The organism is Myxococcus sp. AM010 (genome assembly GCF_013372585.1).
Lineage (GTDB): Bacteria > Myxococcota > Myxococcia > Myxococcales > Myxococcaceae > Myxococcus > Myxococcus vastator.
Genome location: NZ_JABXEO010000004.1, coordinates 192,095 through 214,555, shown reverse-complemented (window position 1 = coordinate 214,555; position 22,461 = coordinate 192,095). Strand labels below are relative to the sequence as shown.

The 22,461-nt window shown below is 67.2% G+C and carries 15 protein-coding genes and 2 pseudogenes; 15 read left to right on the top strand and 2 right to left on the bottom strand.

The window, feature by feature from the left end; all coding sequences use genetic code 11:
* The 9 genes from HV826_RS04440 to HV826_RS04400 all read left to right on the top strand — a co-directional run.
* Positions 1-708, top strand: a 708-nt coding sequence (locus tag HV826_RS04440; protein ID WP_176415742.1) for an FIST signal transduction protein, incomplete at its 5' end; no start/stop codon positions are given.
* Between the two features lie 16 nt (positions 709-724).
* Positions 725-3,319 carry an ATP-binding protein gene (locus HV826_RS04435; protein WP_176415741.1) on the top strand — a complete coding sequence of 865 codons (2,595 nt, stop codon included), beginning with the start codon at positions 725-727 and terminating at the stop codon, positions 3,317-3,319.
* A gap of 238 nt (positions 3,320-3,557) precedes the next feature.
* Positions 3,558-3,809 (top strand): hypothetical protein, encoded by a 252-nt coding sequence (locus HV826_RS04430; protein WP_176415756.1) that lies wholly within the window; start codon positions 3,558-3,560, stop codon positions 3,807-3,809.
* On the top strand, positions 3,806-4,156 hold the full coding sequence (locus HV826_RS04425; RefSeq protein ID WP_176415740.1) for a helix-hairpin-helix domain-containing protein: 351 nt from the start codon (positions 3,806-3,808) through the stop codon (positions 4,154-4,156). The genes HV826_RS04430 and HV826_RS04425 overlap by 4 nt, the downstream gene beginning before the upstream one ends.
* 153 nt (positions 4,157-4,309) lie before the next feature.
* Positions 4,310-5,995, top strand: a complete 1,686-nt coding sequence (locus tag HV826_RS04420; RefSeq protein ID WP_176415739.1) for a dipeptidase — start codon at positions 4,310-4,312, stop codon at positions 5,993-5,995.
* Between the two features lie 202 nt (positions 5,996-6,197).
* Positions 6,198-7,364, top strand: coding sequence for an ADP-ribosyltransferase domain-containing protein (locus HV826_RS36955; protein WP_255208368.1), 1,167 nt, complete (start codon positions 6,198-6,200; stop codon positions 7,362-7,364).
* A 155-nt stretch (positions 7,365-7,519) separates the two neighbouring features.
* Positions 7,520-8,083 (top strand): MarR family transcriptional regulator, encoded by a 564-nt coding sequence (locus tag HV826_RS04410; RefSeq protein WP_176415738.1) that lies wholly within the window; start codon positions 7,520-7,522, stop codon positions 8,081-8,083.
* A gap of 194 nt (positions 8,084-8,277) precedes the next feature.
* A complete protein-coding gene (locus HV826_RS04405) occupies positions 8,278-11,415 on the top strand; it encodes a DUF4175 family protein (RefSeq protein WP_176415737.1) in 3,138 nt (1,045 codons plus the stop codon).
* On the top strand, positions 11,412-13,196 hold the full coding sequence (locus HV826_RS04400) for a peptidase MA family metallohydrolase (RefSeq protein WP_176415736.1): 1,785 nt from the start codon (positions 11,412-11,414) through the stop codon (positions 13,194-13,196). Before HV826_RS04405 ends, HV826_RS04400 begins: the two co-directional genes overlap by 4 nt.
* A gap of 216 nt (positions 13,197-13,412) precedes the next feature.
* Here the strand turns inward: HV826_RS04400 and HV826_RS04395 are convergent, their stop codons facing one another.
* Complete coding sequence (locus tag HV826_RS04395; RefSeq protein ID WP_176415735.1) at positions 13,413-13,616, bottom strand: hypothetical protein; 204 nt, start codon at positions 13,614-13,616, stop codon at positions 13,413-13,415.
* Between the two features lie 690 nt (positions 13,617-14,306).
* Here HV826_RS04395 and HV826_RS04390 point away from each other — a divergent pair.
* The 6 genes and pseudogenes from HV826_RS04390 to HV826_RS04365 form a co-directional block, all read left to right on the top strand.
* Positions 14,307-14,665: pseudogene (locus HV826_RS04390) on the top strand (transposase); the annotation flags it as partial.
* Between the two features lie 122 nt (positions 14,666-14,787).
* Positions 14,788-15,946 (top strand): annotated as a pseudogene (locus HV826_RS04385) (IS256 family transposase).
* A gap of 206 nt (positions 15,947-16,152) precedes the next feature.
* Entirely contained in the window at positions 16,153-17,622 is a 1,470-nt protein-coding gene (gene dgt / locus HV826_RS04380) for a dGTP triphosphohydrolase (protein WP_176415734.1), read from the top strand.
* Positions 17,623-18,592: 970 nt separating this feature from the next.
* Complete coding sequence (locus HV826_RS04375; RefSeq protein ID WP_176415733.1) at positions 18,593-19,024, top strand: DUF1622 domain-containing protein; 432 nt, start codon at positions 18,593-18,595, stop codon at positions 19,022-19,024.
* 163 nt (positions 19,025-19,187) lie between these two features.
* The gene (locus HV826_RS04370) at positions 19,188-19,862 is read left to right on the top strand and encodes a DUF4142 domain-containing protein (protein WP_255217033.1); all 675 of its coding nucleotides are present in this window, start codon (positions 19,188-19,190) and stop codon (positions 19,860-19,862) included.
* 86 nt (positions 19,863-19,948) lie between these two features.
* A complete protein-coding gene (locus HV826_RS04365) occupies positions 19,949-20,227 on the top strand; it encodes a hypothetical protein (protein WP_255217032.1) in 279 nt (92 codons plus the stop codon).
* A 67-nt stretch (positions 20,228-20,294) separates the two neighbouring features.
* Here HV826_RS04365 and HV826_RS04360 read toward each other — a convergent pair whose 3' ends face one another.
* A complete protein-coding gene (locus HV826_RS04360; protein WP_176415732.1) occupies positions 20,295-22,331 on the bottom strand; it encodes a S9 family peptidase in 2,037 nt (678 codons plus the stop codon).
* Positions 22,332-22,461 lie beyond the last annotated feature (130 nt).

Sequence of the window (22,461 nt, the reverse complement as noted above, 5' to 3'; positions counted from 1 at the left end):
GGCGTCGTCTGGGCGGGGGGCGGAGCGGGAGGCAACCTCCAGAGCGGCACGACGGCCCAGTTCGCGGATGGGCAGGCCTACCGGGACCAGGCGGTGGTGATTGCCTTGGATGCCCAGGCGCCGATAGGCGTTGGGATTCAGCACGGCTGGTATCCCTACGGCCCACCGACCCAGGTCACGAAGGCCCACGGCGCGACCGCCATCGAGCTCGATTACGAGAGCGCGTTCGAGGTCTACCGGCGCACGGCCGCGAGCCGCGGAGACGCGCTGGACGCGCAGGGCTTCGCCCTCTTTTCGATGACCCACCCGCTGGGGATTCCTCAGGCCAATGGAGAGTTCGTGATTCGCGACCCCATCTCCATCGGCCCCGACGGCTCGGTCCGCTGCGTCGCCGAGATACCTGATGGCTCGTTGATCCGGGTGATGGAGGGAGCGCGCGGGGACCTGATGGACGCGGCCGCGGGTGCGGCCACCCTGGCGCGGAGAGGAACCCCTGGCGCGCTGGGCGGCGCGGTCGTGTTCGATTGCTTCTCCCGCTACCCCATCCTGGGCGAGGAAATCATGGACGAGCTCTCACGCGTCCAGGGCGCGCTCGGGGAGACCACTCCGCTCGTGGGCTGTCTGACCCTTGGCGAGGTGGGGGCCATGGGAGGTGGCGTTCCGCAGTTCCACAACAAGACAGTGGTGGTGCTCGCCCTTCCAGGGTGATGGGACAAGGTCGGACATGGCGGACCCCTGCGAGGACGCGGACCGGAAGCTCACCGAGGAGCGCCTCGCGCTGCTGAGCGTGCTCCAGGAGCTCACCGTCGCGGCGCTCGACCTCTTCGACCCGAGCAAGCCCGCGGACGCCTTCATGGACCGTGTCGCGGAGCGGCTGGGGTGCATGGTCGCGCTCTGGGTCCAGGTGAACGCGCGGGGCCAGGTCGTCCTTCAGGGCGCGAGTGGGCTCTCCGCGGCGTCCCGCCAGCTTCCGCTCCCCGCCCGCTCAGAGTCCGGAGCGAAGCAAGGGCCCGGCGAGGTCAGCCTGCCCTTTCCGGAGCTGGAACTGCCGGGGCTCGTGCGCTGGTCCATTCCCATCATCGGGGCGGACGCGGAGCACAGCGCCAGCGCGCTGCTGCTGTACTTCGACCGCGAGCCTCACCTGCCGCGACAGTACCGGGGCATGGTGGAGCGGCTCGGCGGCGTGCTCCGTACCGCGCTCACGCACCGGCAGCTCTTCACCCGCATCCTGGACAGCGAGCGCGCGCTCCACCAGCAGAAGACGCTGCTGGAGTCCCTGAGCGAAGCCTCCGACGAGGGCATCCTCATCTCCACCCTGGAAGGAAGGGTCCTCACGCACAACCGCCGCCTCGTACAGCTGTGGGGGCTGGAGGAGGAGCTCCTGTCCGCATCCTACGGGGCGTGGGTCCGCGCGGCGGCGGAGCTCGTGGAGGAGCCCGCCCGGTTCACGGCGCGCGCCTTCTTCTTCATCGAGCACCGAGACGCGTCGGGACACGACGTGCTGCGGCTCAAGGATGGGCGGATCTTCGAGCAGTATGACGCCCCGGTGATGAGCGCGGACGGCCTCTACTATGGGCGGGCCGTCTACTTCCGGGACGTCACCGCTCGACAGCGCACGGAACGGGACCTCCAGCACGAGCGGGACTTCAGCTCGGCGGTCCTGGATACAGCCCGCGCGCTGGTCATCGTCCTGGATGCGGAGGGCAGAATCGTCCGCTTCAACCGTGCCTGCCAGGAGATGACCGGCTACGCCTTCGAGGAGGTTCGCGGCGCGCGGTTCTGGGAGCAGCTCCAGGTTCCGGAAGAAGCGGCGCGGGTCGAGCGGGACTTCGCCCAGCTCACCACGGGCCAGGGGCACGAGCAGTACGAGAGCAGCTGGCTCACGCGAGCGGGAGAGCGCCGCCTCATCTCATGGTCCAGCAACGTCCTCCGCGGCCCGACGGGAGCGATTGAGTACATCATCGGCACGGGCATCGACATCACCGAGCAACGCCGGGCCGAGCGGGAGCGAGACCAGACCTTCCTGCGTGAGCAGCAAGCGCGGACCCGCGCCGAGGAGCAGGAAGGGAGGTCCGCGTTCCTGGCGGAAGCCTCGGGACTGCTCGCGGGCGCGCTCGCGCCCGAGGACGCGCTTCGAAGCGTGGCGGCGCTGACCGTCCAGCGGTTCGCGGACTGGTGCGCGGTCGACCTGCTGGACAACGAGCAGGCCCCTCAGCGGCTCGCGGTGGCCCACTCCCAGGCACTGCGGGCCCGGTGGCCCGCGAAGGACGACCACGCGCCACCGGACCTCAATGCCACGCAGGGCCCTGGGCGGGTGCTCCGCCGCGGCGAGCCGGAGTTCTTCCTGGAGGGTTGCGGCTCCACGGCCCTCGGGTGCGGCGGCCTCGAGTTCCAATCCTGTCTGTCGGTGCCGCTGCTCGCGCGTGGCCGGACGCTCGGCGCGCTCACACTCGCCCGGATGGACGGCGAGAGCCGCTATGGCCCGGCCGAGCTCACCCTCGCGCAGGAGCTGGCCCGCCGCGCGGCCATGGCCGTGGACAACGCCCGGCTCTATCAGGAAGCCCAGCAGGCCATTGGCCTTCGTGATGAGTTCCTCTCCGTTGCCTCTCACGAGCTGAAGACCCCGGTCACCTCCCTCCAGTTGTCCGTGCAGGGCTTGCTGCGCCGCGCCCGGTCGGGAGCGCTCCGCGCCGCGCCGGCGGAGACCGTGAGCCAGTCGGTCGAAGGCATCGAACGCCAGGCGTTGCGGATGGCGAAGCTCGTCAACACGCTGCTGGATGTCTCGCGCATCCATGCCGGGCGGCTCGAGCTCGAGCTGGAGGAGGTGGACCTCACCGCGCTGGTCCGAGACATCGCGGCTCGCTTCGCATCCGAGCTGGCCCTCTCCGGCGCCACGCTCCGGGTTCATGCCGACACGCCGATGCCAGGAATCTGGGACCGGTCGCGGCTCGATCAGATTGTCACCAACCTGCTCTCGAATGCGATCAAGTACGGCGAGGGCAAGCCCATTGAAATCCTGGTCACCGGGGACGCCAGGACCGCCCTCCTGGAGGTGAGGGACCAGGGAATCGGCATCCCGGTGGAACAACAGGCGCAAATCTTCCGGGCCTTCGAGCGCGCGGTGTCATCGCGCCACTACGGAGGACTGGGCTTGGGCCTCCACATCGTCAGTCAGCTCGTCGAAAGGCTGGGAGGCGCGGTCCGAGTCCAGAGCGAGGCGGGGCGCGGCGCCACCTTCACGGTCGCGCTCCCCCGCAGCGGACCCGCCGCGCCGCGGCCGGCCCCGGCGGACAGACACCTCGATTCGAACCATGCCTGAGCGCGCGTTCGCGCCCTCCCGTGCCTGGCGCCGCGCTCTCGTCCGCTGAGAAGCCACTGGAGCCTCGCTGCCCGTCCTCGCCGCTGGACGGTTCTCACCTCCGCGCACGGTGTGCGCAGGGCGCCCCGAGGAGAACACCGCTGGCACGCGGGCTGCTCTAGCCCTCCCCGACCTCAGGCGGTCAAGCCGACGAGGCAGCCGCGCCGTGGTGGCGCGATGCGGAGTGTGGAGGTGGATGATGCTGACGGCGGGTAAGCGACTGGCGGTCTTCTCCATTCGCGAGGGCAAGGGCGGGAGCATCTGGGTGCGGGCGGGGAGCGCCTTCGTGAACAAGGACGGCTCGCTCAACGTGTTGCTGGACGTGCTGCCGCTGGACGGGAAGCTGCACGTCCGCGAGGCGGCGGAGAAGCGCGACGCGGCGGGGATGAGCGGGGGCCGCTACGCGGGCGAGCTGGGGCTGGACGCGGCGCCGGTGGGTGGACACTCGTGAGGGCGCTGTGCGCGGTGGTGGTGGGCCTGCTCTTGTGCGGGCCCGGGGTGGCGGGGGCGGCGAAGCTGCGCACGCAGCACACGGGGACGGTCAACCTCAACGAAGCCAGCGCGGCGGAGCTGGATTTGCTGCCGGGCGTCGGTGAGAAGGCGGCGCAGCGCATCATCGCGCACCGCCAGAAGCGGCCCTTCAAACGCGTGGAGGAGCTGGTGCGCGTGAAGGGCTTCGGCAAGAAGAAGTTCCTCAAGCTCAAGGCGCACCTGGCGCTGAGCGGGCCCACGACGCTGCGAGTCGAACAGGTGCCCGCCCCTCCTGAGAGAAAGGAGGTGAGCACGACGAACGACTGAGACGAAAAGCTCCGGCAAGAGGGGCCGCCGCCCGGGATTTCTCTCGTGGCCCGGCGCGGCGGCCCCGTGGTGCAAGGACCCATGAGGGGCAAACAGGGGAGCGCCCCGTGGGAGCGGTAGCCATCCGGGAGTGGATTGGTACCATCCGCCGCCATGAACCGACGCCTGACGAACCTGCTCACCGCGCTGCCTGTCACCGCCGCGCTGGTCGCTCCGCCCGTGCTCGCCTGCACAAGCATGCTGGTCTCCAAGGGAGCCACGGCGGATGGAGCCACCTTCATCACCTACGCCGCGGACGCGCACGAGCTGTACGGCGAGCTGTACTACACGCCCGCGCGCCGCCACGCGCCGGGCGCCATGCGCGACATCATCGAGTGGGACACCGGCAAGTTCCTGGGCCGCATCCCCCAGCCCGCCGCGACGTATTCGGTGGTGGGCAACATGAACGAGCACCAGCTCTCCATCGGTGAGTCCACGTTCGGCGGCCGAGAGGAGCTGGCGGGCCCCGCGGGCATCGTCGACTACGGCTCGCTCATCTACATCGCGCTGGAGCGCGCGAAGACGGCGCGCGAGGCCATCCAGGTCATGACGTCCCTGGTCGCCGAGCACGGCTACGCCTCCAGCGGTGAGTCGTTCTCCATCGCCGACCCGAAGGAGGCCTGGCTGCTGGAGATGATTGGCAAGGGCAAGGGAGAGAAGGGCGCGGTGTGGGTGGCCCGCAAGCTGCCCGACGGGTACCTCTCCGCGCACGCCAACCAGGCGCGCATCGGCACGTTCCCGCAGAACGAGAAGCAGACGACGTTCTACTCGCCGGACGTCATCTCCTTCGCCCGGGCGAAGGGCTGGTTCAAGGGCGCGGACAAGGACTTCAACTTCGCGGAGACGTACAACCCCATCGACTTCGGGGGGCAGCGGTTCTCCGAGGCGCGCGTGTGGAGCATCTTCCGGCGCGCGGCGCCGTCGATGAAGCTGGGCGCGGAGTACGCGACCGGCGCGGCGCCCCAGAAGCGGCTGCCGCTGTGGGTGAAGCCGGACAAGAAGCTGTCCGTGCAGGACACCATGGCGCTGATGCGGGACCACTTCGGGGGCACGCCGCTGGACATGACGAAGGACGTGGGCGCGGGCCCCTACGCGCTGCCGTACCGCTGGCGGCCGATGACGTGGGAGGTGGACGGCAAGCAGTACGTCCACGAGCGCGCCATCTCCACGCAGCAGACGGGCTTCTCGTTCGTCGCGCAGATGCGGGACTGGCTGCCGGCGCCCATTGGTGGCGTGCTCTGGTTCGGCGTGGACGACACCTTCACCACCGTCTACACGCCCATGTACGCCGGCATCCGGCAGGTGCCGCGCAACTTCGCGCAGGGCGTGGCCAGCCGCGGTGAGTTCTCCTGGGACTCCTCCTTCTGGGTGTTCAACTGGGTGTCGAACCAGGCCTACGGGCGCTGGAGCGACATGGTGAATGACGTGCAGAAGGAGCAGGGCGCGCTGGAAGGCCAGTTCCTCGCGGACCAGGCCGACATCGAGAAGCGCGCCCAGGAGCAGTTCAAGCGCAGCCCCGAGGAGGCGCGCCAGTACCTCACCGACTACTCGCTCCAGCAGGGCGAGAAGGTCCACGCCCGCTGGCGCAAGCTCGGTGAGACGCTGCTCGTGAAGTACATCGACGGCAACGTGCGCGATGAGATGGGCAAGGTGAACCACCCCAAGTACCAGGAGGCCTGGTACCGCCGCATCGTCCAGGAGAATGGCAAGGCGCTGCAGATGCCCGCCAAGCCCGCGGCGCCCGCGCCCGCTCCCGCCCAGAAGCCGGCGCCCAAGCCCACCGTGGCCCCCGCGCCGTAACACCCCGTCCGGGAGCGGGGAGCCCTCTCCCCGCGCCCCGGCCGGCGCTGCGTCCCGTGCGCATCAGCCCAGGCATCCGTCATCGGGCTGATGATTCCTGCTCCACCCCCTCCGGACACAACCTCGGCCACACCGGCACCGAGAATGGGGAACAAGCGCACATCAACCTCCTGGCACTCACCAGGAGGAGGGGGACAGAGCCATGGGTCGCATCACGAACAACACGACGACGAAGACGACCAGCATCACGCCCACCCGGACGACCGGCACGCCGCCTCCGCCGCCTCCGCCGAAGACGTCCGCGGCGCCGTCGACGTCGACGGGCATTCCGACGCCGCCGGATGCCTTCGTGTCCGGCACGCCCACCAACACGGTCCGCACCCCGAGCCTCACGTCGCCGCCCCCGCCTCCCTCGCTGGGCGGCGCGAAGGCGCCCGTCACCACCACGCCGACGACAGTCCCCGTCGCGGTCGGCCCCGCCGTCCTCCGGGCTGACTCGGTCATCGCGCCCTTCGTGGCCCTGGGGGTGCCCCGGGGCGCCATCAAGAGCATCAGCGACGGCGGCTTCTCCGCGCTCCAGGGCCTGCAGCGCAGCCAGGGTGACGCCAGCTCCGCCGACTTCGCCACCCTCAAGGCGGAGGTCGGCCCCAAGGCGGACCTCATCCGCGCGGTGTTCGCCCAGGGCGGGCCGCACGTGAAGGCGGGTGACGCGGAGCGCGTCAAGCTGGCCAACGTGTTCAACGAGGGCTTCACCGTGGACGCCACCACGGTGGAGAACTACCGCAAGCAGATGAGCGTGCTCACGGAGGGGAAGTTCGAGCCCTACGTGGAGATGGCGAACACCCACCTGACGCAGAACCAGAAGGACTACCCGAAGACGGCCACCAGCGTGGCGAACATCAACGGGCTCTCCGACGAGGGCAAGGTCTCCATCTACAAATACACACAGGAGAAGTTCAAGCCGTACAACGGCCAGGTCCTCTTCCCGCTGGCAAGAAATGGCGCCGGCCCGACGACGCAGGCGCTGCGCAACAACCTGGATGGCATTGCCGTCACCCGCGCGGCCCTCAACGAGCTGCCGAAGTTCCAGGGCACCGTGTTCCGCGGCGACAGCAAGAAGTACTACGACGCCTACACGAAGGACGCCGTCATCACCCGGGATGCCTTCACCAGCACGGCGAAGAACCCGGACGCGAAGTTCGATGGCGACGCCATCCTCGAAATCCGGACCAAAACGGGCCGCGACATCCAGGGCGCCTCGCTCAAGCCGGGTGAGGAGGAGGTGCTCATCCCGCCCGGCGCCACCTTCAAGGTCCTGGACCGGGACGACACGGGCTCCATCCTCCGGCTCACGCTCGAGGAGCTCTGAGCGCTCGCTCGCCTGGCACCCGGCCTTCAGGGCGGGGGGCTTGACGTCCTGTTCGCGAGCGGTCAACAGCCAACGGTTTTTCAGCAGCAGGTCGGACGGCGACGCGATAGACCTGCTGCGACTCAAACCATTGGCTTGAGACACGGAGGCAGCAGGTGACGGCAGAAGAATCCCCGAAGGACCCGGCAGGAGCGCCGCTGGAACCCCACGAAGGTGAGCGGACCTCCAAAGGCCCCCCCCTCGGTGAAGTGCTCGAATTCATGCGCCTGCTCTGGGCCGTGGACCACGGGCTCCAGTCCACGTCGAAGCGCATGGAGTCCTCGCTGGGACTCACGGGTCCGCAGCGCCTGGTCATCCGCCTGGTGGGGCGCTTCCCCGACATCACCGCGGGCATGCTCGCGCAGATTCTCCACGTCCATCCCAGCACCCTGACGGGCGTGCTCAAGCGCCTGGAGAAGCGGGGCCTGCTGGAGCGCAAGTCCGACCCGCTCGACGGGCGCAAGGCGCTGTTCTGCCTGACGGACGAGGGGCGCGCGCTCGACATCCCCTCCGAGGGCACGGTGGAGTCGGCGGTGCAGCGCGTGCTGGCGCGCCTCTCGCGGCCTCGCATCATCGCGACGCAGGAAGTGCTCACCGCCCTGGCCCAGGAGCTGGGCGGCGTCCCCATGCCCGAAGTCGAGTTCGACGAGGCGGGCGCCCGCAAGCAAGTCGTTCGATGAGCCGGTGGCCCGCCCGCTCGACCGCGTTACCTCCCGGACCCTCGCCCTTGTATCTCCTTCCAGCGTCAGACACCCGGAGCCCTTTGAACGGGCTCCTGGGTCGTTATGCTTCGCAAGAAGGGGGAGGCTGCTAGAAAATCGGGAAATAGGCCGCCCTCCCAGGGGTTGCCTCGCCACTGAGCGGACAGGACAGCGTGAACCTCGACACACCTCAGACACCAGGCCCCGAGCTCCCGCCTCCGCCCCCGCCGTCACCTCCCGCGTCACAAGCCCATACTCCCCTGGAGGCCCCGGGCGTGGAGGCGTTGCTCGCCACCGTCCAGGGCCGGCAGCGCCGGTTCCTGTGGCTCCAGGGCTTCATGCTGGGCGTGGCCACCGCGTGCCTGCTGCTGGTCGCCGGAGGCTTCCTGGCGCTGGTGGCGCCGCGCGCGGGCGCGTCCCTGATGTGGACGGCGCTGCCGTTGGGCGTGGCGGTGGCTTGCGTCTTCGGCCTGTGGCTGGCCCGCCGCCGCGTGGGAGACGACATCCTCACCGCGCGGCTGGTGGGCGAGAAGCGCCCGGAGCTGTCGCTGGATGTCCTCGCCGGGGTGGAGCTGATGCGCGAGCCGGACGCGCCGGGCAGCGGCTCTCCGGCGCTCGCGCGCGCCTTCCTGCGGGAGCTGGACACGCGGGCGCGCACGGTGGATGTCCGCACCGTGGTGGACAGCCGCCCGGTGCGTTACGTGGCCCTGGGCGCGGGCAGCGCGCTGCTGGTCCTGCTGGTGTTGATGGTCGTGCTCGGTGACCGCTGGTCCGCTGGCATCGCGCGCATCCGCGAAGTGGCGGCGAGCCCCAAGACCCAGGCCCAGGTGGAGCCCATCACCGGAGACATCGAGCTGACGTACCGCTACCCCGCGTACACGGGGCTGGCGCCGCGCACGGTGCCCGGAACGAACGGCGACATCAGCGCGCCGGCGGGGACGGAAATCCTGCTGAAGACGCGCTCGGACCGTCCGGTGGAGCGCGCGGAGCTGGTGGTCAACGGCCAGGCGCTGCCGCTGAAGGTGACGGGCAACCGCGACTTGGAGGGCGGCTTTGTCGCGAAGCAGTCTGGCCACTACCGCTTCGCCTTCTACGGCGCGCGGGACAAGGCGCTCGCGGTGGGGCCGGACATCGCCCTCACGGTGGAGGCGGACAAGGCGCCCGAGGTGTCGCTGCTGACGCCCACGGTGGAGCTGGAGGTCGATCCGGGCGACCAGGTGATGCTCAAGTACGAGGCGTCGGATGACTACGGGCTGTCCGGCATGGCGCTCGTGTTCCGCGCGCCCGGCGCCCAGCAGGAGACGCGCGTGCCGCTGCCGCGCGAGGACGGCCGGCGCCACCGGGGCACGTATTCGTGGAGCCTGGGCAACCTCAAGCTCGACCCGGGTGACCGGATTACCTACTACGTGGAGGCGCAGGACAACGACGCGGTGGAGGGCCCCAAGAAGGGCGTCAGCCGCACGCAGGTGCTGCGCGTGTACTCCGCGGCCGAGCACCGCCGCGCCGCGCTGGAGAAGGCGGAGCAGCTGTGGGGCCGGATGGTGGACCACCTCGCGGACCGGCTGGAAGGCCCGGAGCGCGCGAGGCAGAAGGACCCCCAGGCCATCACCGCCGGGGCCACGGTGGACACCAGCGGGGAGAGCCTGGTGGCGGACATGAGGACGCTGGCGCAGGAGTTGGCGCGCGAGCGCGACGTGCCCACCGAGCTGGTCTCCGCGCTGAGCAACATCTCCGAGTCCCTGGGCAGCCACATCCGCGGCACCGCGGAGCTGCGCCGGCTCTACCTGCGCACCCAGCGCGCCCGCGGCGAGGACTGGGGCACGGGCAACCGCCTCACCGCCGTGGTCAACGAAGAGATAACGGAGCTGGAGAAGGACATCCTCTACCTGGAGTCGCTGCTGGACCGGCAGAAGCTGGAGGCGCTCCAGGAGATGGCCAAACAGCTGTCCAACGAGCGGCGCGAGCTGGCGAACCTCATCGAGCAGTACAAGTCCAATCCAGACGAGGCCTCGCGGCAGGCGGTGATGGAGCAGCTCCAGCAGCTCAAGTCCCGCATCCAGGAGCTGATGCAGCGCATGGCGGAGATGCGCAAGGGCATCCGCGACGAGCACCTCAACGCCGAGGCCCTGTCCGAGATGATGAAGGACCAGGACATGCGCGGCGCGCTCGACGACGTGGAGAAGCTGATGCGCGAGGGCAAGGCGGACGAGGCCCTGGCGAAGCTCCAGGAGCTGGGCATGCAGATGGAGGAGATGCTGGAGAACCTGGACCAGGCCGGCGACGAGTTCGGCGGCGAGCAGCACCCCGAGCTGGCGGAGAAGTTCGGCGAGTTCATGGAGGAGCTGCAGGGCACCGTGCAGGAGCAGCAGCGCGTCGCGGACCAGACGAAGCAGCTCCGCGACCAGGGGCGCTCGCAGAACCGCGAGCGGCTGGCGGAGAAGGGCGAGGCCATCAAGGACAGCCTGATGCGCAAGGTCCAGCAGGCGCAGGAGGACTACAAGGCGTTGGAGCCCAGCCAGCTCAACAGCCGCGCCGCGCGTCCGCTGGAGGAGGCCCAGGCGGAGCTCGAGAACGTGGAGAACGCGCTGAAGGTGAACGACTACGACCTGGCGGCGGAGGCGGCGGCCCGGGCGGAGGACGCGGCCCGGCAGCTGGCCATGATGGGCGAGCAGCAGCGCCATCTGGACGAGATGTTCGGCAACCCGGAAGAAGTGGTGAAGCAGTCCACGGAGCTGGCGCAGCGCCTCAACCGGGACGCGCGCAACGTGTCGGAGGTGAACCGGCAGCTCCAGTCGCTCTTCCCGCCGCCGGGCTCGCAGCTGTCACAGCAGGAGAAGCAGCAGCTCCAGCAGCTGGGCGAACAGCAGTCGCAGCTGGAGGAGCGCGCGCAGGGCCTGCGTCAGCAGATGGAGGAGATGCAGCAGATGGCGCCCATCTTCGGCGAGGAGGCCACGCAGCAGCTGGAGGGCGCCGGCCAGCGCATGGGTGAGGCCGCGCGGCGGATGCAGGGCAAGGACCCGGGCCGTGGCTACGGCGAGCAGCAGGCGGCGCTGGAGGGCCTGCGCCAGTTCCAGCAGCAGATGCAGGAAGGCCAGCGCGGCGGCAAGGGCGGGCTCCCGCTGCCCATGGGCATGGGGCGCCGCCAGCAAGGCAACGGGAGAGACCCGAAGCAGAAGGTGGAGCTGCCGGACGAGGATGCCTTCCAGGCGCCGAAGGAGTTCCGCAAGGACCTGCTGGACGCGATGAAGCAGGGGGCTCCGGAGAAGTACCGGGAGCAGGTGAAGCGCTACTACGAGGAGCTGGTGAAGTGAGCCGCCACGCGCTGAAGCATCCTTCCGGATTCGGGGCGCTCGTCACGGCGCTGGCCATGGGGCTCCTCTGCGTGCCCCAGGCGGCGTGGGCGCAGGCCAGCTCGCTCAAGGACGAGGTGAAGGCGCGGCTGGAGCGCGTGGAGACGGCGCTGGACGACTGGGACGTGCCCGGCGCCCGGCGCGAGCTGTCCGGGGTGGAGCAACTCCTCCCCGCCGACGTGGAGCCCCTGAAGTACTTCCAGGGCCGGGTGGCCTTCGAGGAGGGCCGCTACGACGACGCGGTGGCGCTCCTGGAGGGCGCCCACATCGAGGACAAGCCTGGCAGCTACCTGCGGCTGGCCAAGGACACGCGCGCCATCACCCGGGAGCACGAGCGCGCGGAGAGCGAGCACTTCATCTTCCAGTACCCCAAGGGGAAGGAAGCGGTGCTGGTGCCCTATGCGCTGGAGACGCTGGAGGGCATCCACCGGGCGATGAAGGAGGACCTCGGCTGGACGCCGCCGGGCGGCAAGATTCGCGTGGAGGTAGTGAGCAACGCGCGCGAGCTGTCGAAGGTGAGCACGCTGACGGAGAAGCAGATTGGCACCACGGGCACCATCGCCATCTGCAAGTTCAACAAGCTGATGGTGACCAGCCCCAAGGCGGTGGCGCGCGGCTACGACTGGCAGGACACGCTGGCGCACGAATACATCCACCTGGTCATCAGCCAGATGAGCCGCAACACGGTGCCCATCTGGCTGCATGAGGGGCTGGCCAAGTTCCTGGAGTCGCGCTGGCGCGGCAAGGCGGGGCTGGCGATGACGCCCTCCACGCAGGCGCTGCTGGGCAAGCGGGTGAAGGCGGACACGCTCATCCCCTTCGAGAAGATGCACCCGTCGATTGCGCTGCTGCCCACGGCGGAGGACGCGGCCACCGCGTTCGCGGAGGTGTTCTACGCCATCGACTACGTGCACAGCGTCAAGGGCACGGCGGGCCTGCGCGCCATCATCCAGGAGCTGAAGGCCGGGCAGAAGGACCGCAAGGCGGTGGAGGCGGCCATGGGGATGCCCTTCGCCCTCTTCGAGAAGTCCTGGCTGGCGCACATCAAGAAGCAGCCCTTCCCCACCGAGCTGTTGCCGCGCGAGGACCGCGTGGTGCTGAAGGAGAACGCCAAGGGCAAGGTGAAGGACGACAGCGAGAAGAAGGGGCGTGAAATCTCCTTCGGCGACTTCCAGGAGGTGACGGAGGTGCCGGCGCGCAAGTTCGCGCACCTGGGCGAGCTCTTGCGCGAGCGCAACCGCGTGAAGGCCGCGGCGGAGGAGTACGCCAAGGCGCACGAGCTGGTGGGCGACAAGTACGAATCAGTGTCCAACAAGTACGCGTTGGCGCTGCTGGAGCTGCGGCGGCTGGACGAGGCGGAGCGCGTGCTACGCGGCAGCCTGCGCGTGCACCCGGGCTCACCTTCGACGAACGTCCACCTGGGCCGCATCCTGCTGTACCGGAAGGACTACCCGAAGGCGAAGACGGCCTACCTGGAGGCGCTGGCGTCGGACCCGTTCGACCCGGAAATCCACCTGGCCCTCACCCGCATCCACGGCTCCATGGGCGAGACGGCGCTGGCGGGCCGCGCGCGGCAGGCGAGCGCGCTGCTCACGGGCCTGAAGGCCGAAGAGGTGGACCGCGTGGCGCAGCAGTTCCTGCAGGACGAGGGCGGCCTGTCGGAGATGAACGTGTCGGGCACGTCGGACACGGAAGCGCCGAAGGAAGCGGCGCGGCCCGAGAAGCCGGACGCGGGGAACTGAGACTCTTCGCGTTGCGAGGCAAGCTAGAGTCTAGCCGGTTGCTGAAACGCTTTGGGCAGAATGCCGTCGGCTATAGTACCCAGCCGCCAGCGCCAAAGAACCAGCCCGCACACAAAAATCAAAACTGAGCCAGACCAGTGAACTACGGCTGATGCCGACAATTCGTCGGTCGGCACCAGCCAACTTCCCGCGCTCACCGCCTAGATTCGCCCCATGCTACGGCTGCCCCAGGTAGAGCAGATATAGCGCCCACATCAAGGTCACGACGGTCGCACTTCCGCCAAGTCCAATCACTTGGAGCCGATGTGCGGCCATCTGCTTCTCGGCCATTCGCATGTGGATTTCGTACAACGCCCAGAGGCACGTCAGCAGCGCGCAGCCACCGCCCAGCCCCCAATACAAGAGCTTCAGAACCGACATTCGGCACACCTTTCACTAGGGGTGGCCTCGGACATCGGATTGCGTGTCGCGAAGTGCCGAGGTACCTCCCCTGATTTCAACCGCTTGTGTCTGTGCTACATGCTTCCCATGTCGCCTTTTGTGCTACCTCCTTTCAAGTAGCTTGCGAATCTGCCTCACCCAGTCCATGTTTGAGCTGCGTGTCGCGAAGTGCCGAGGCACTTCCGCAATTCGAGGGGCGTCCACCTGCCAGTGGGCGCCCTTCGTTTTTCACTCGCAACTATTGGGCGGGCTACGAAGCAAGCTATGGGGGGGTTCCCAACCTGTCAACGCGAGATCTAGCGCCCACGCCGGCATGGTCCTTGCATTCTATGATCGATTCGCCCTCCGATTTTGTGCAGTTGCTTAGCCATGTACTGCGAGGAGTCTAGGGATGCGATGTATGCCTCCCCTGGAATCCAACCTCGACGGCAGGAAAAGGCCCCATGTTCTGCATCTAGGGCCAATCACCAACCCAGGCAACACATGTGTTGCGACAACTATACGCCTATGGCGGCACATGTAGCGTCACGCCTTCGCAAGCGAGCGTAACCACTGGAAGACGGCTACTGCTCCTCCTCCCCCGGATTTCTTGAGACCTCTCCCCTGGAGATAGCCTGAAGTTCCTCAGGTTTCGTGGAGCCCCACCAACTGTGGGAAAAGGGCCCCATGATGCCGAAGTCACGCCCCCCCCTTAACCGCCGGAGTTCCGTAAGCGGGTCGTCGAACTGATGAAGGCCGGCCGGTCCGGCAAGAGTCTCGCAAGAGAGTTCAGTTGTACCGAGCAGAGCATCCGCAACCGTAAGAAGCAGTTGGAGGGCAGCTGCAGTGGCGCCCCCAACAGCAATGGCGAGAGCAGGCCAGCTCCCAGGGCGAGCAGTGTCGCCTCGGGTGAGCGCGCCGAGTTCGAGCGACTGCGGCGCGAGGTGCGGGTGATGCGCGAAGAGCGCGACATCCTAAAAAGCTGCGGCCCAGTTCGCGCAGGAGTCCGTGGCGATGCCCAAGCGGCGAACCGACGCGTGAAGGCGGACCCAGGTCGTGTCCCTATAAGTGTGTAGATGGTGAGGAGGGACGAGCGGGAAAGAGGGAAGCTCCTCGATGAAACCAACCGAGACGGTCTCCCCCTGGCAGGGGAGCCGAGGAGATCCCTGACGTGGACGATACCGAGTTCGAATCCCCCGCGCACGAAGAGGTGCAGGCCGACCTGCGAGCGCTGTTTCGAGGCGCCATTCGGATGACGCTGGAGGAAGAGGTACCGGAGCTGGTGGGGGCTGGCCGGTGGCAGCGGATGGTGGGCCAGGCGGACGTGCATAGCGGCAGCTACGTGCGCACGTTGGTGACGACAGCGGGAGCTGTGGAGATGACGGTGCCGCGCACCCGGCACAGCGGCAGCGCGGGGGAAGTGCTGGGGCGCTACAAGCGTCGCAGCGCGGAACTCGACGAGGCGATTACCAGCGCGTACGTGCAGGGCGTCTCCACGAGGAAAATGGGCAAGGTGACGCGCGCGCTCATGGGGCAGACTCAAGGCGCTGCGTACCCAGCCCCTTACCCAGGCCTACCTGTACCTGGATGCCACCTTCCTTGACGCCAGGTGGGCACGCACGGTGCAGAACGTCTCCGCCCTGGTGGCCTACGGCGTGGGCGAGGATGGGCACCGGCACCTGCTGGCCGTCACCCTGGGCGGCAGCGAGTCGGCGGATTCCTGGTTGGACCTGCTTCGCCAGTTGCTGGAGCGTGGGTTGAAGGGCGTGCGGCTCGTCATCGCCGATGGGCACGCGGGACTATCGGCCGCCGCCCGCCAGGCCCTGCCAGAGGCGCGGTTGCAGCGCTGCACCGTGCACCTCACCCGGAACGTGCTCGCCAAGGCCCCCTGGAGGCTGCGTGGGCGCCTGGGCAAGGAGACGTCCGCCGTCTTCGAGGCCCCCAACCTCCAGGACGCCAGGAAGCGGCTGGAGGCCCTTGCGCAGGGGCTGGGGCGTCACCTGCCAGAGGCCATGGAGTGCCTCCGCGAGGGCTTCGCCGCCGCCACCTGCTTCTTCGCCTTCCCTAAGGCCCACTGAAAGCGCCTTCGCAGCACCAACGGACTGGAGCGCCTCAACGGCGAGGTGAAGCGCCGCATCCGCGGTGTCGGCGCCTTCCCGGACCGCGCCAGTGCGCTGCGCCTCATCACCGCCGCCGCCCTTGAAGTCACCGGAGTCTGGGATGACCGCCGCTACCTCGACATGTCCCTGCTGAATTCAACCGCCGATTTCTGCGCTTGGCGGCCGATTTTCCGGGGGTGGGAATGCCTCTCAGGGCTAAGCAAATTGTGAGTAGGCCCTTACGAGAAGAAGCACCGCGCTGCCGCTTGAGGGCGAAAGCGCGGAACACTTTGCGGAACCGGGGCAACGTCAAAGCAATGCCGCACAACAGATGGAGCGAAATTGACCCATCGAAACGTGTCAGCCGATCACCTATGATGGTGCATAGGCAACGTGAACTCTTGCTTCGAATTCACCCATGAATGGGGGGGACACAGATGTCACTGGACTGGACCACACTGCTGTGCATCAAGAGACTTCGAGAGATCGAAGGTGGCAGTCCCTCGCAACCAACCACCGGTGACGACCGCTCCGCTTTCGATCGCGACTACGACCGCGCCATATTCTCGACGCCTGTCAGAAGGCTTCAGGACAAGACTCAGGTCTTCCCTCTGGACCCCAATGACGCGGTGCGGACGCGCCTCACCCACTCCATGGAAGTCTCCACGTTAGCCCGCGGACTCGCACGCGGAGCGGCTCGCTGGATGCTAAACGAGAAGCATCTGAAGGATGCCGACCAAGCACTCGAATTCGAGTCCATCGCTGCCACGTGCGGCCTCATTCATGATTTAGGAAACCCTCCTTTTGGACACGCTGGGGAACGAGCTATCAGCAGCTGGTTCGACAAGCGCTTGAAACACAATAAAGACTTTTTTACGGGCCTCGGGGACGAATCCACCGAACTCGGACAGCAGCTTCGAAATGACTTCCTCTATTTCGAGGGAAATGCACAGACCTTGCGCATAGTATCCAGACTTCAACTCCTGGCAGATACGCATGGCCTCAACCTGACTGTAGGAACGCTATCTGCGGCTATGAAGTACACAGCCGCCTCCCATGAATTGGTGGAGAAACAGCCTCACGAACGAACAAAACCTGGCTACTTCGCTTCGGAGAATGTCATTGTTCAGACGGTCCGTAAACACGCCGGAACCGACGCCATGCGGAACCCCATTGCTTATCTCGTTGAGTCCTGCGACGACATGGTCTACGCGACCGTGGACATTGAAGACGGCGTCAAGAAAGGCATCATTAGTTGGAGTGGACTTAAGAAGGCACTCCTTGATGCGGCAGACTCCGACGAGAAGGCAATCGAAGCAATCCAAGTCCAGATCGCCAAAACCGAGAATTACATCAACAAGGCTCGAAAGCGACCTACCGGTAAGTCACTCGACGAAGCCCATGCTCAGTACTTTCGAACGCTAATCATTGGTGAGACCAAGGTCGCAGTCCTTAAGGCCTTCCAGCACTACTACTCCGACCTCATGGAGCGGCGCCCGATTGACGGAGGTGAACTTATCCCACTAAGCGCAGCCTCGGCGCTCATCAAGGCTTGCAAAAAGGTGGGGCGTACGCACATCTACACTTCGGAAGAGACTCTTCGACTGGAGACGATGGGACGAAACATCCTACACGACCTGATGGACATCTTCTGGGAGGGAGCCTCGGCATACCCATTGCCCACCGCTCCTGAAAAGCACGAGGAGGAACTCAAGGAATTCAGGAAGAGCCCCGAGGGAAAGATCTACCGCCTGCTCTCGGAAAACTACCGAACAGCCTTCGAATCCGCCATAACGGAGAAGCGACTCCCCCCGCTGTACCACCGCTTCCAACTCGTAACCGACTACGTGTGCGGCATGACCGACACGTTTGCGTGTAAACTCCACAGCCAACTTACGCATGGATAGCGCCGTCACTAGAGATCCAGAAGGCGTCCTCCGAAGGAGGCTGAGTGACTTCATCACTCGCAGGTGGCTCTGGCATCGGGCCATTAACACCCTCCTTAAGACCTTTCGGGCGCAGGACTGGACGGTCTTCGTCTTCGGCGGAACGCTGCGCGACCTGCTAGCGCTGAAGACCAGCTCGGTCCCTCGCGATCTGGACCTCGTTGTCGCGGGAGCCACTCGGGAACAACTCCAGCGCGAATTCTCCAACGAGGTGGTCCGCGTCAATCGCTTCGGCGGACTGCACCTACTCGTTCACCGGGTCCCTGTCGATATCTGGCCTCTGGAGTCTACCTGGGCGTTTCGGCAGGGGCTCGTTCAGGGCGGCGACTTTGGGGATCTACCGAAGACTACCTTCCTCAATGTCGAGGCAGTGGCAGCAGAATTCGATACACGGCCTGGCCGCGCCCGAAGGGTCCACGGAAGCACATTCTTCCGTGCCGTACAGGAGCGAGTGTTGGACATCAACCTAGAAGAGAACCCCTATCCAGGATTGTGCGTTGTCCGATCGCTAGTCATGGCTCGAAAGCTCGATTTTTCCCTGGGCCCCCAGCTGACTCGATTCATTGCGCACCATGGAACCCGCACGGCACTTGAAGAAATGGAGGCCGTGCAGCTCTCACACTATGGCCATGTCCGACTCAACCGCAACCATCTTCACGGTGTTATCCAGGTAATGAGTACCCGAGCTCGCTCGCTTCGCCCCAAGCCGGTTAGGCTCCCTCGCGCGCATCAACTTGGATGGACCTTTCAACCGCCCACCGCGATTCAGAGCCCCAGTCAGCTTGACTGGTATACTGAGTGATGTGAGCGTCGCTTACGGGGAAACGCGTCCCCTCAAGCTATTACCTTCGTAGCAACCAGTGCGCGAGCAAATACACCGGGGCCTTTGCTCCGTTCGCCCCCATGCCTAGCTTCCCGCACGGGAGGCTCGATGGAAGTCGGATCCATCATCTCGCTCGCCGCCCAGCTCATGGAGTGGGCGGGCGTAGGCAGCATGGTGCTGGGGGCCGTGCTCGCCCTCGTCTTGCTCGTCACGGGCAAGCCGCTCCCCGCGGGTGAAACCTACCGCCGCTTCCGGCTGAACCTGGGCCGCGCAATCCTCCTGGGCCTGGAGTTCCTCGTCGCCGCCGACATCATCCGCACCGTCAGCCAGCGGCCCACGTTGGATGGCGTGCTGGTGCTGGGCCTCATCGTCCTCATCCGGACCTTCCTCAGCTTCACCCTCACCGTGGAGCTGGAGGGACGCTGGCCCTGGCAACACCGCGAGGACATCGCCGACCCTGGTCATCCTCCGCCAACGTCGTCCACCCCGCAGCGCCACCTGCCGCCCTCGCCCGACCCGCCACGTCCGGTGAAGCACTGAACGCAGCGGGTCGGCCACCTGGGCAGCGACACCGTCCTCCGCCGCACCCTGCCCTCCCCCCGCGTGAAGTGGCGCACGAACACGTCCTCACATGCCGTGCATCTCGCGCCAACGCCGCTCCAACGTGCGCGCCCGCATTCCCCCACACAAGGAGCAGCACTTCATGAAACATCCCCTCCCGGGGCTCGTCCTCGTCGCCTCGCTGTTCACCCAGGGCGCGTCCTTCGCCCAGTCCGGCATGCCCGACAGCCCGCCCTCCCAACAGGACACGGTGTCCGTTCAAAAAGGCATGGCCACCTACCGCGGCTACACCGCCCCCACGGACGAGAAGGCGCTGCTCGACCGGCTGCACCTGGCGAACCAGCACGAAATCAAGACGGGCCAGCTCGCCCAGCAGCGCTCGCAGAATCCGGACGTGAAGGCGTTCGGCACCATCATGATGAAGGCGCACACCGCGCTGGACCAGAAGCTCACGTCCTACGCGCGCAGCAAGGGCCTGAAGCTGGCGGAGACGCCCAAGCCGATGAACGACGCGGAAGAAGCCTCCATGGCCAAGAACAAGGCCACCCAGGAGCAGCTCCAGGTCATCCGCGGCGCCCCCTTCGACTCCGCCTATCTGGCCTCGCAGGTCGCGGGACATGACGCCGTCCTGGGCATGGTCCTCACCGCCCAGAAGGCCATGCCCAAGGCCACGCCCGAGCTCGCCGCCATGCTCCAGGACCTCAGCAAGCAGGTGCCCGCTCACCGCCACCAGGCCTGGTCCATGCTGGGCAAGCTGGAAGGCGACACGGGCGTGGGCGGCTCCGGCCCGGCGCACGAAGCTCCGCCGAAGCCCTGACCCGACGCGCGGCGCGCGCTCCCACGCCGTACTCCCCTGAATCCCGATGATGAAGCCGGGGACGCGCACGGGGCATGATGGCTCGCATGATGCCTCGGACGCTGACCCTGACCTTCGCCGTCACCGTGAGCGCGCTGCTGACCGGCTGCTTCAGCGACACGGACACCCTCTGCGAGAAACGGAAGGAGTGTTTCTCGGACACGCTCGACGTCCAGTCGTGCGAGGACGACCTCAGGGCCTGGATGGAGCGGCAGGACCAGGACCGCCGCCGGGACAAAGTCGCCGAATGCGCGGACTGCCTCGGCAGCCACACCTGCTCGCAGATTCGCACCGCCTGCATCGGCGCCTGCATGGGCGTTCCCTGAGGCATGAACGACAGCGGGGCCCGCACCTCACGATGCGAGCCCCGAGTCCTACGACATCACGCGGTGACTACTTGCGCGTCCACTGGTCCAGCCAGCCAAGGACTTCGTCGTGCCACTGCACGCTGTTGGCCGGGCGCAGCACCCAGTGGTTCTCCTCCGGGAAGTAGAGCAGCTTGGAGGGAATCCCCTTCCGCTGGAGCGCCGTGAAGGTGCCCAGGCCCTGCGTCTCCACCACGCGGAAGTCCTGCCCGCCGTGGATGACCATCATCGGCGTCTTCCACTTCGCGACGTGCTCAATCGGGTTGTGCTTGCTGTAGCCCTCCGGGTTCTCCCACGGCGTGCCCTTGTGCTCCCACTCCGGGAACCACAGCTCCTCGGTGTCGAAGTAGCCCATGCGCTCGTCGAGGATGCCGTCGTGGTTCACCAGGCACTTGAAGCCGTCCGGCCAGTTACCGGCAATCCAGTTGATCATGTACCCGCCGTAGCTCGCCCCCAGCGCGCACATCTTGTCCTTGTTGATGAAGCTGTAGCGCTTGAGCGCCGCGGCCAGGCCCTTCTGCAGGTCCTCGAACGGCTTGCCACCCCAGTCATCGGAGATGGAGTCGGTGAAGGCCTGCCCGTAGCCGGTGGAGCCGTGGAAATCGACCATGACGGCCACGTAGCCACGCCCCGCGTACACCTGCGGGTTCCACCGGTAATGGAAGTGATTGCCGAACGAGCCCTGCGGCCCACCGTGGATGAGGAACGCCAGCGGGTACTTCTTCTTCGGGTCGAAGTTCACCGGCTTCACGACGTACGCGTGGACCGTCTCGTTGTTCCAGCCGGGGAACGAGAACTGCTCGAAGGCGCCGAAGCGGATGCGGGCCAGCGCGTCCTGGTTCACCTGGGTGAGCTGGCGCGAGGCCGAGCCATCCACGTTCATCACGTGCAGGTCCGCGGGAGAATCCAGGTCGTCATACACATAGACGAGCCGGCCTCCGGCGGCCGGCTGCGGCGCGCCCGCGGCGCCATCCTTCGTCAACTGGGTGGGCTTGCCCGTGGCCACGTCCAGCGCGAAGACAGGCTGCTGGCCCACGTGCCCGGCGCTGGCGAAGAGCGTCTTGCCGTCCGCGCTCCACGCGAGGCTGCCCACGGAGCGGTCCCAGTCCTGGGTGAGCACGCGCTCCTGGCCGCCAGGCCAGGTGCGGAGGATGACGCGGTAGCGGTCCGCCTCGAAGCCGGGGCGCGACATGGCCAGGTAGGCCAGCGTCTTGCCGTCCGGGCTGAAGACGGGGCTGGTGTCGGTGGCGCGGTTCTTCTCCGTCAGCTTGCGCGGCTTCGCCTTGCCATCAATCGGCGCGACGAAGAGGTCCAGGTCCGTGGACCAGGCCTCGGTGCGGCCCACGTCCCGCGCGGCGAAGACGATGCTCTTGTTGTCCGGCGTGAAGGTGAACTCCTCCGCGCCACCAAAGGGCTTGGAGGGGCTGTCCGCGTCCATGCCCTTCATCACGTCCACGGGCGCGCCGCCGGCCACGGGGACGACGAAGACGTGCGAGCGCCGTCCGTCCTTCCACGTGTCCCAGTGACGCGCGAAGAGCTTGTCGTAGGTGCGGCCGGTGGCCTTGCGCTTGGAGCGTTCCTCCTCGCGCTGCGGGGTGCACTCCAGCGTGGTGCAGTCCGGAAACACCTCCAGCGCCACGGCCAGCCGCGTGCCGTCCGGCGACACGCGGAAGGCGCCCACGTCCAGGGGCAGCTTCGTCACCTGCACGGCCTCGCCGCCGTCCACGGCCAGCCGCCACACCTGCGAGGAGCCGCCGCGCGAGGACAGGAAGAAGAGGCTCTTGCCGTCCGGCGCCCAGGTGGGCTCGGAGTCCGCGTCCGGATGCGAGGTGAGCTGGCGCGGCGCGGCGTTTCCGTCGACGCCGACGAGCCACAAGTCGGTGCGTCCCCGGTTGGCCTCCATGTCCGTGGTGCGCAGGACGTAGGCGACCTGCTTGCCGTCCGGCGAGACGCTGGGGCTGCTCAGCCGGCGCAGCGAAATCATGTCGTGGTGGGTGAACGGCTGGGGCCGGGCCGGCGCCGGAGTGGCGCTCAGGGCCAGGGCCGCGAGAAGCGACAGCGACAAGGGAGTCTCCTGGTTCAGTCGCCCCGCCGTCACCCCAACCGAGGGGCGCGTCACGGGCACGGTTGTCGGGGGTGGACGCTGCCTGCTACGGCCCGCGCTGTCCACCTCCGCGTACCCGGGGTGCCACCCA

What these genes read in the sequence shown, in the direction of transcription:
- HV826_RS04435 (WP_176415741.1), top strand. Translation starts at nt 725, where the DNA reads ATGGCGGACCCCTGCGAGGACGCGGACCGGAAGCTCACCGAGGAGCGC.
- HV826_RS04430 (WP_176415756.1), top strand. Translation starts at nt 3,558, where the DNA reads ATGCTGACGGCGGGTAAGCGACTGGCGGTCTTCTCCATTCGCGAGGGC.
- HV826_RS04420 (WP_176415739.1), top strand. Translation starts at nt 4,310, where the DNA reads ATGAACCGACGCCTGACGAACCTGCTCACCGCGCTGCCTGTCACCGCC.
- HV826_RS36955 (WP_255208368.1), top strand. Translation starts at nt 6,198, where the DNA reads ATGGGTCGCATCACGAACAACACGACGACGAAGACGACCAGCATCACG.
- HV826_RS04395 (WP_176415735.1), bottom strand. Translation starts at nt 13,616, where the DNA reads ATGTCGGTTCTGAAGCTCTTGTATTGGGGGCTGGGCGGTGGCTGCGCG.
- dgt (WP_176415734.1), top strand. Translation starts at nt 16,153, where the DNA reads ATGTCACTGGACTGGACCACACTGCTGTGCATCAAGAGACTTCGAGAG.
- HV826_RS04375 (WP_176415733.1), top strand. Translation starts at nt 18,593, where the DNA reads ATGGAAGTCGGATCCATCATCTCGCTCGCCGCCCAGCTCATGGAGTGG.
- HV826_RS04370 (WP_255217033.1), top strand. Translation starts at nt 19,188, where the DNA reads ATGAAACATCCCCTCCCGGGGCTCGTCCTCGTCGCCTCGCTGTTCACC.
- HV826_RS04365 (WP_255217032.1), top strand. Translation starts at nt 19,949, where the DNA reads ATGATGCCTCGGACGCTGACCCTGACCTTCGCCGTCACCGTGAGCGCG.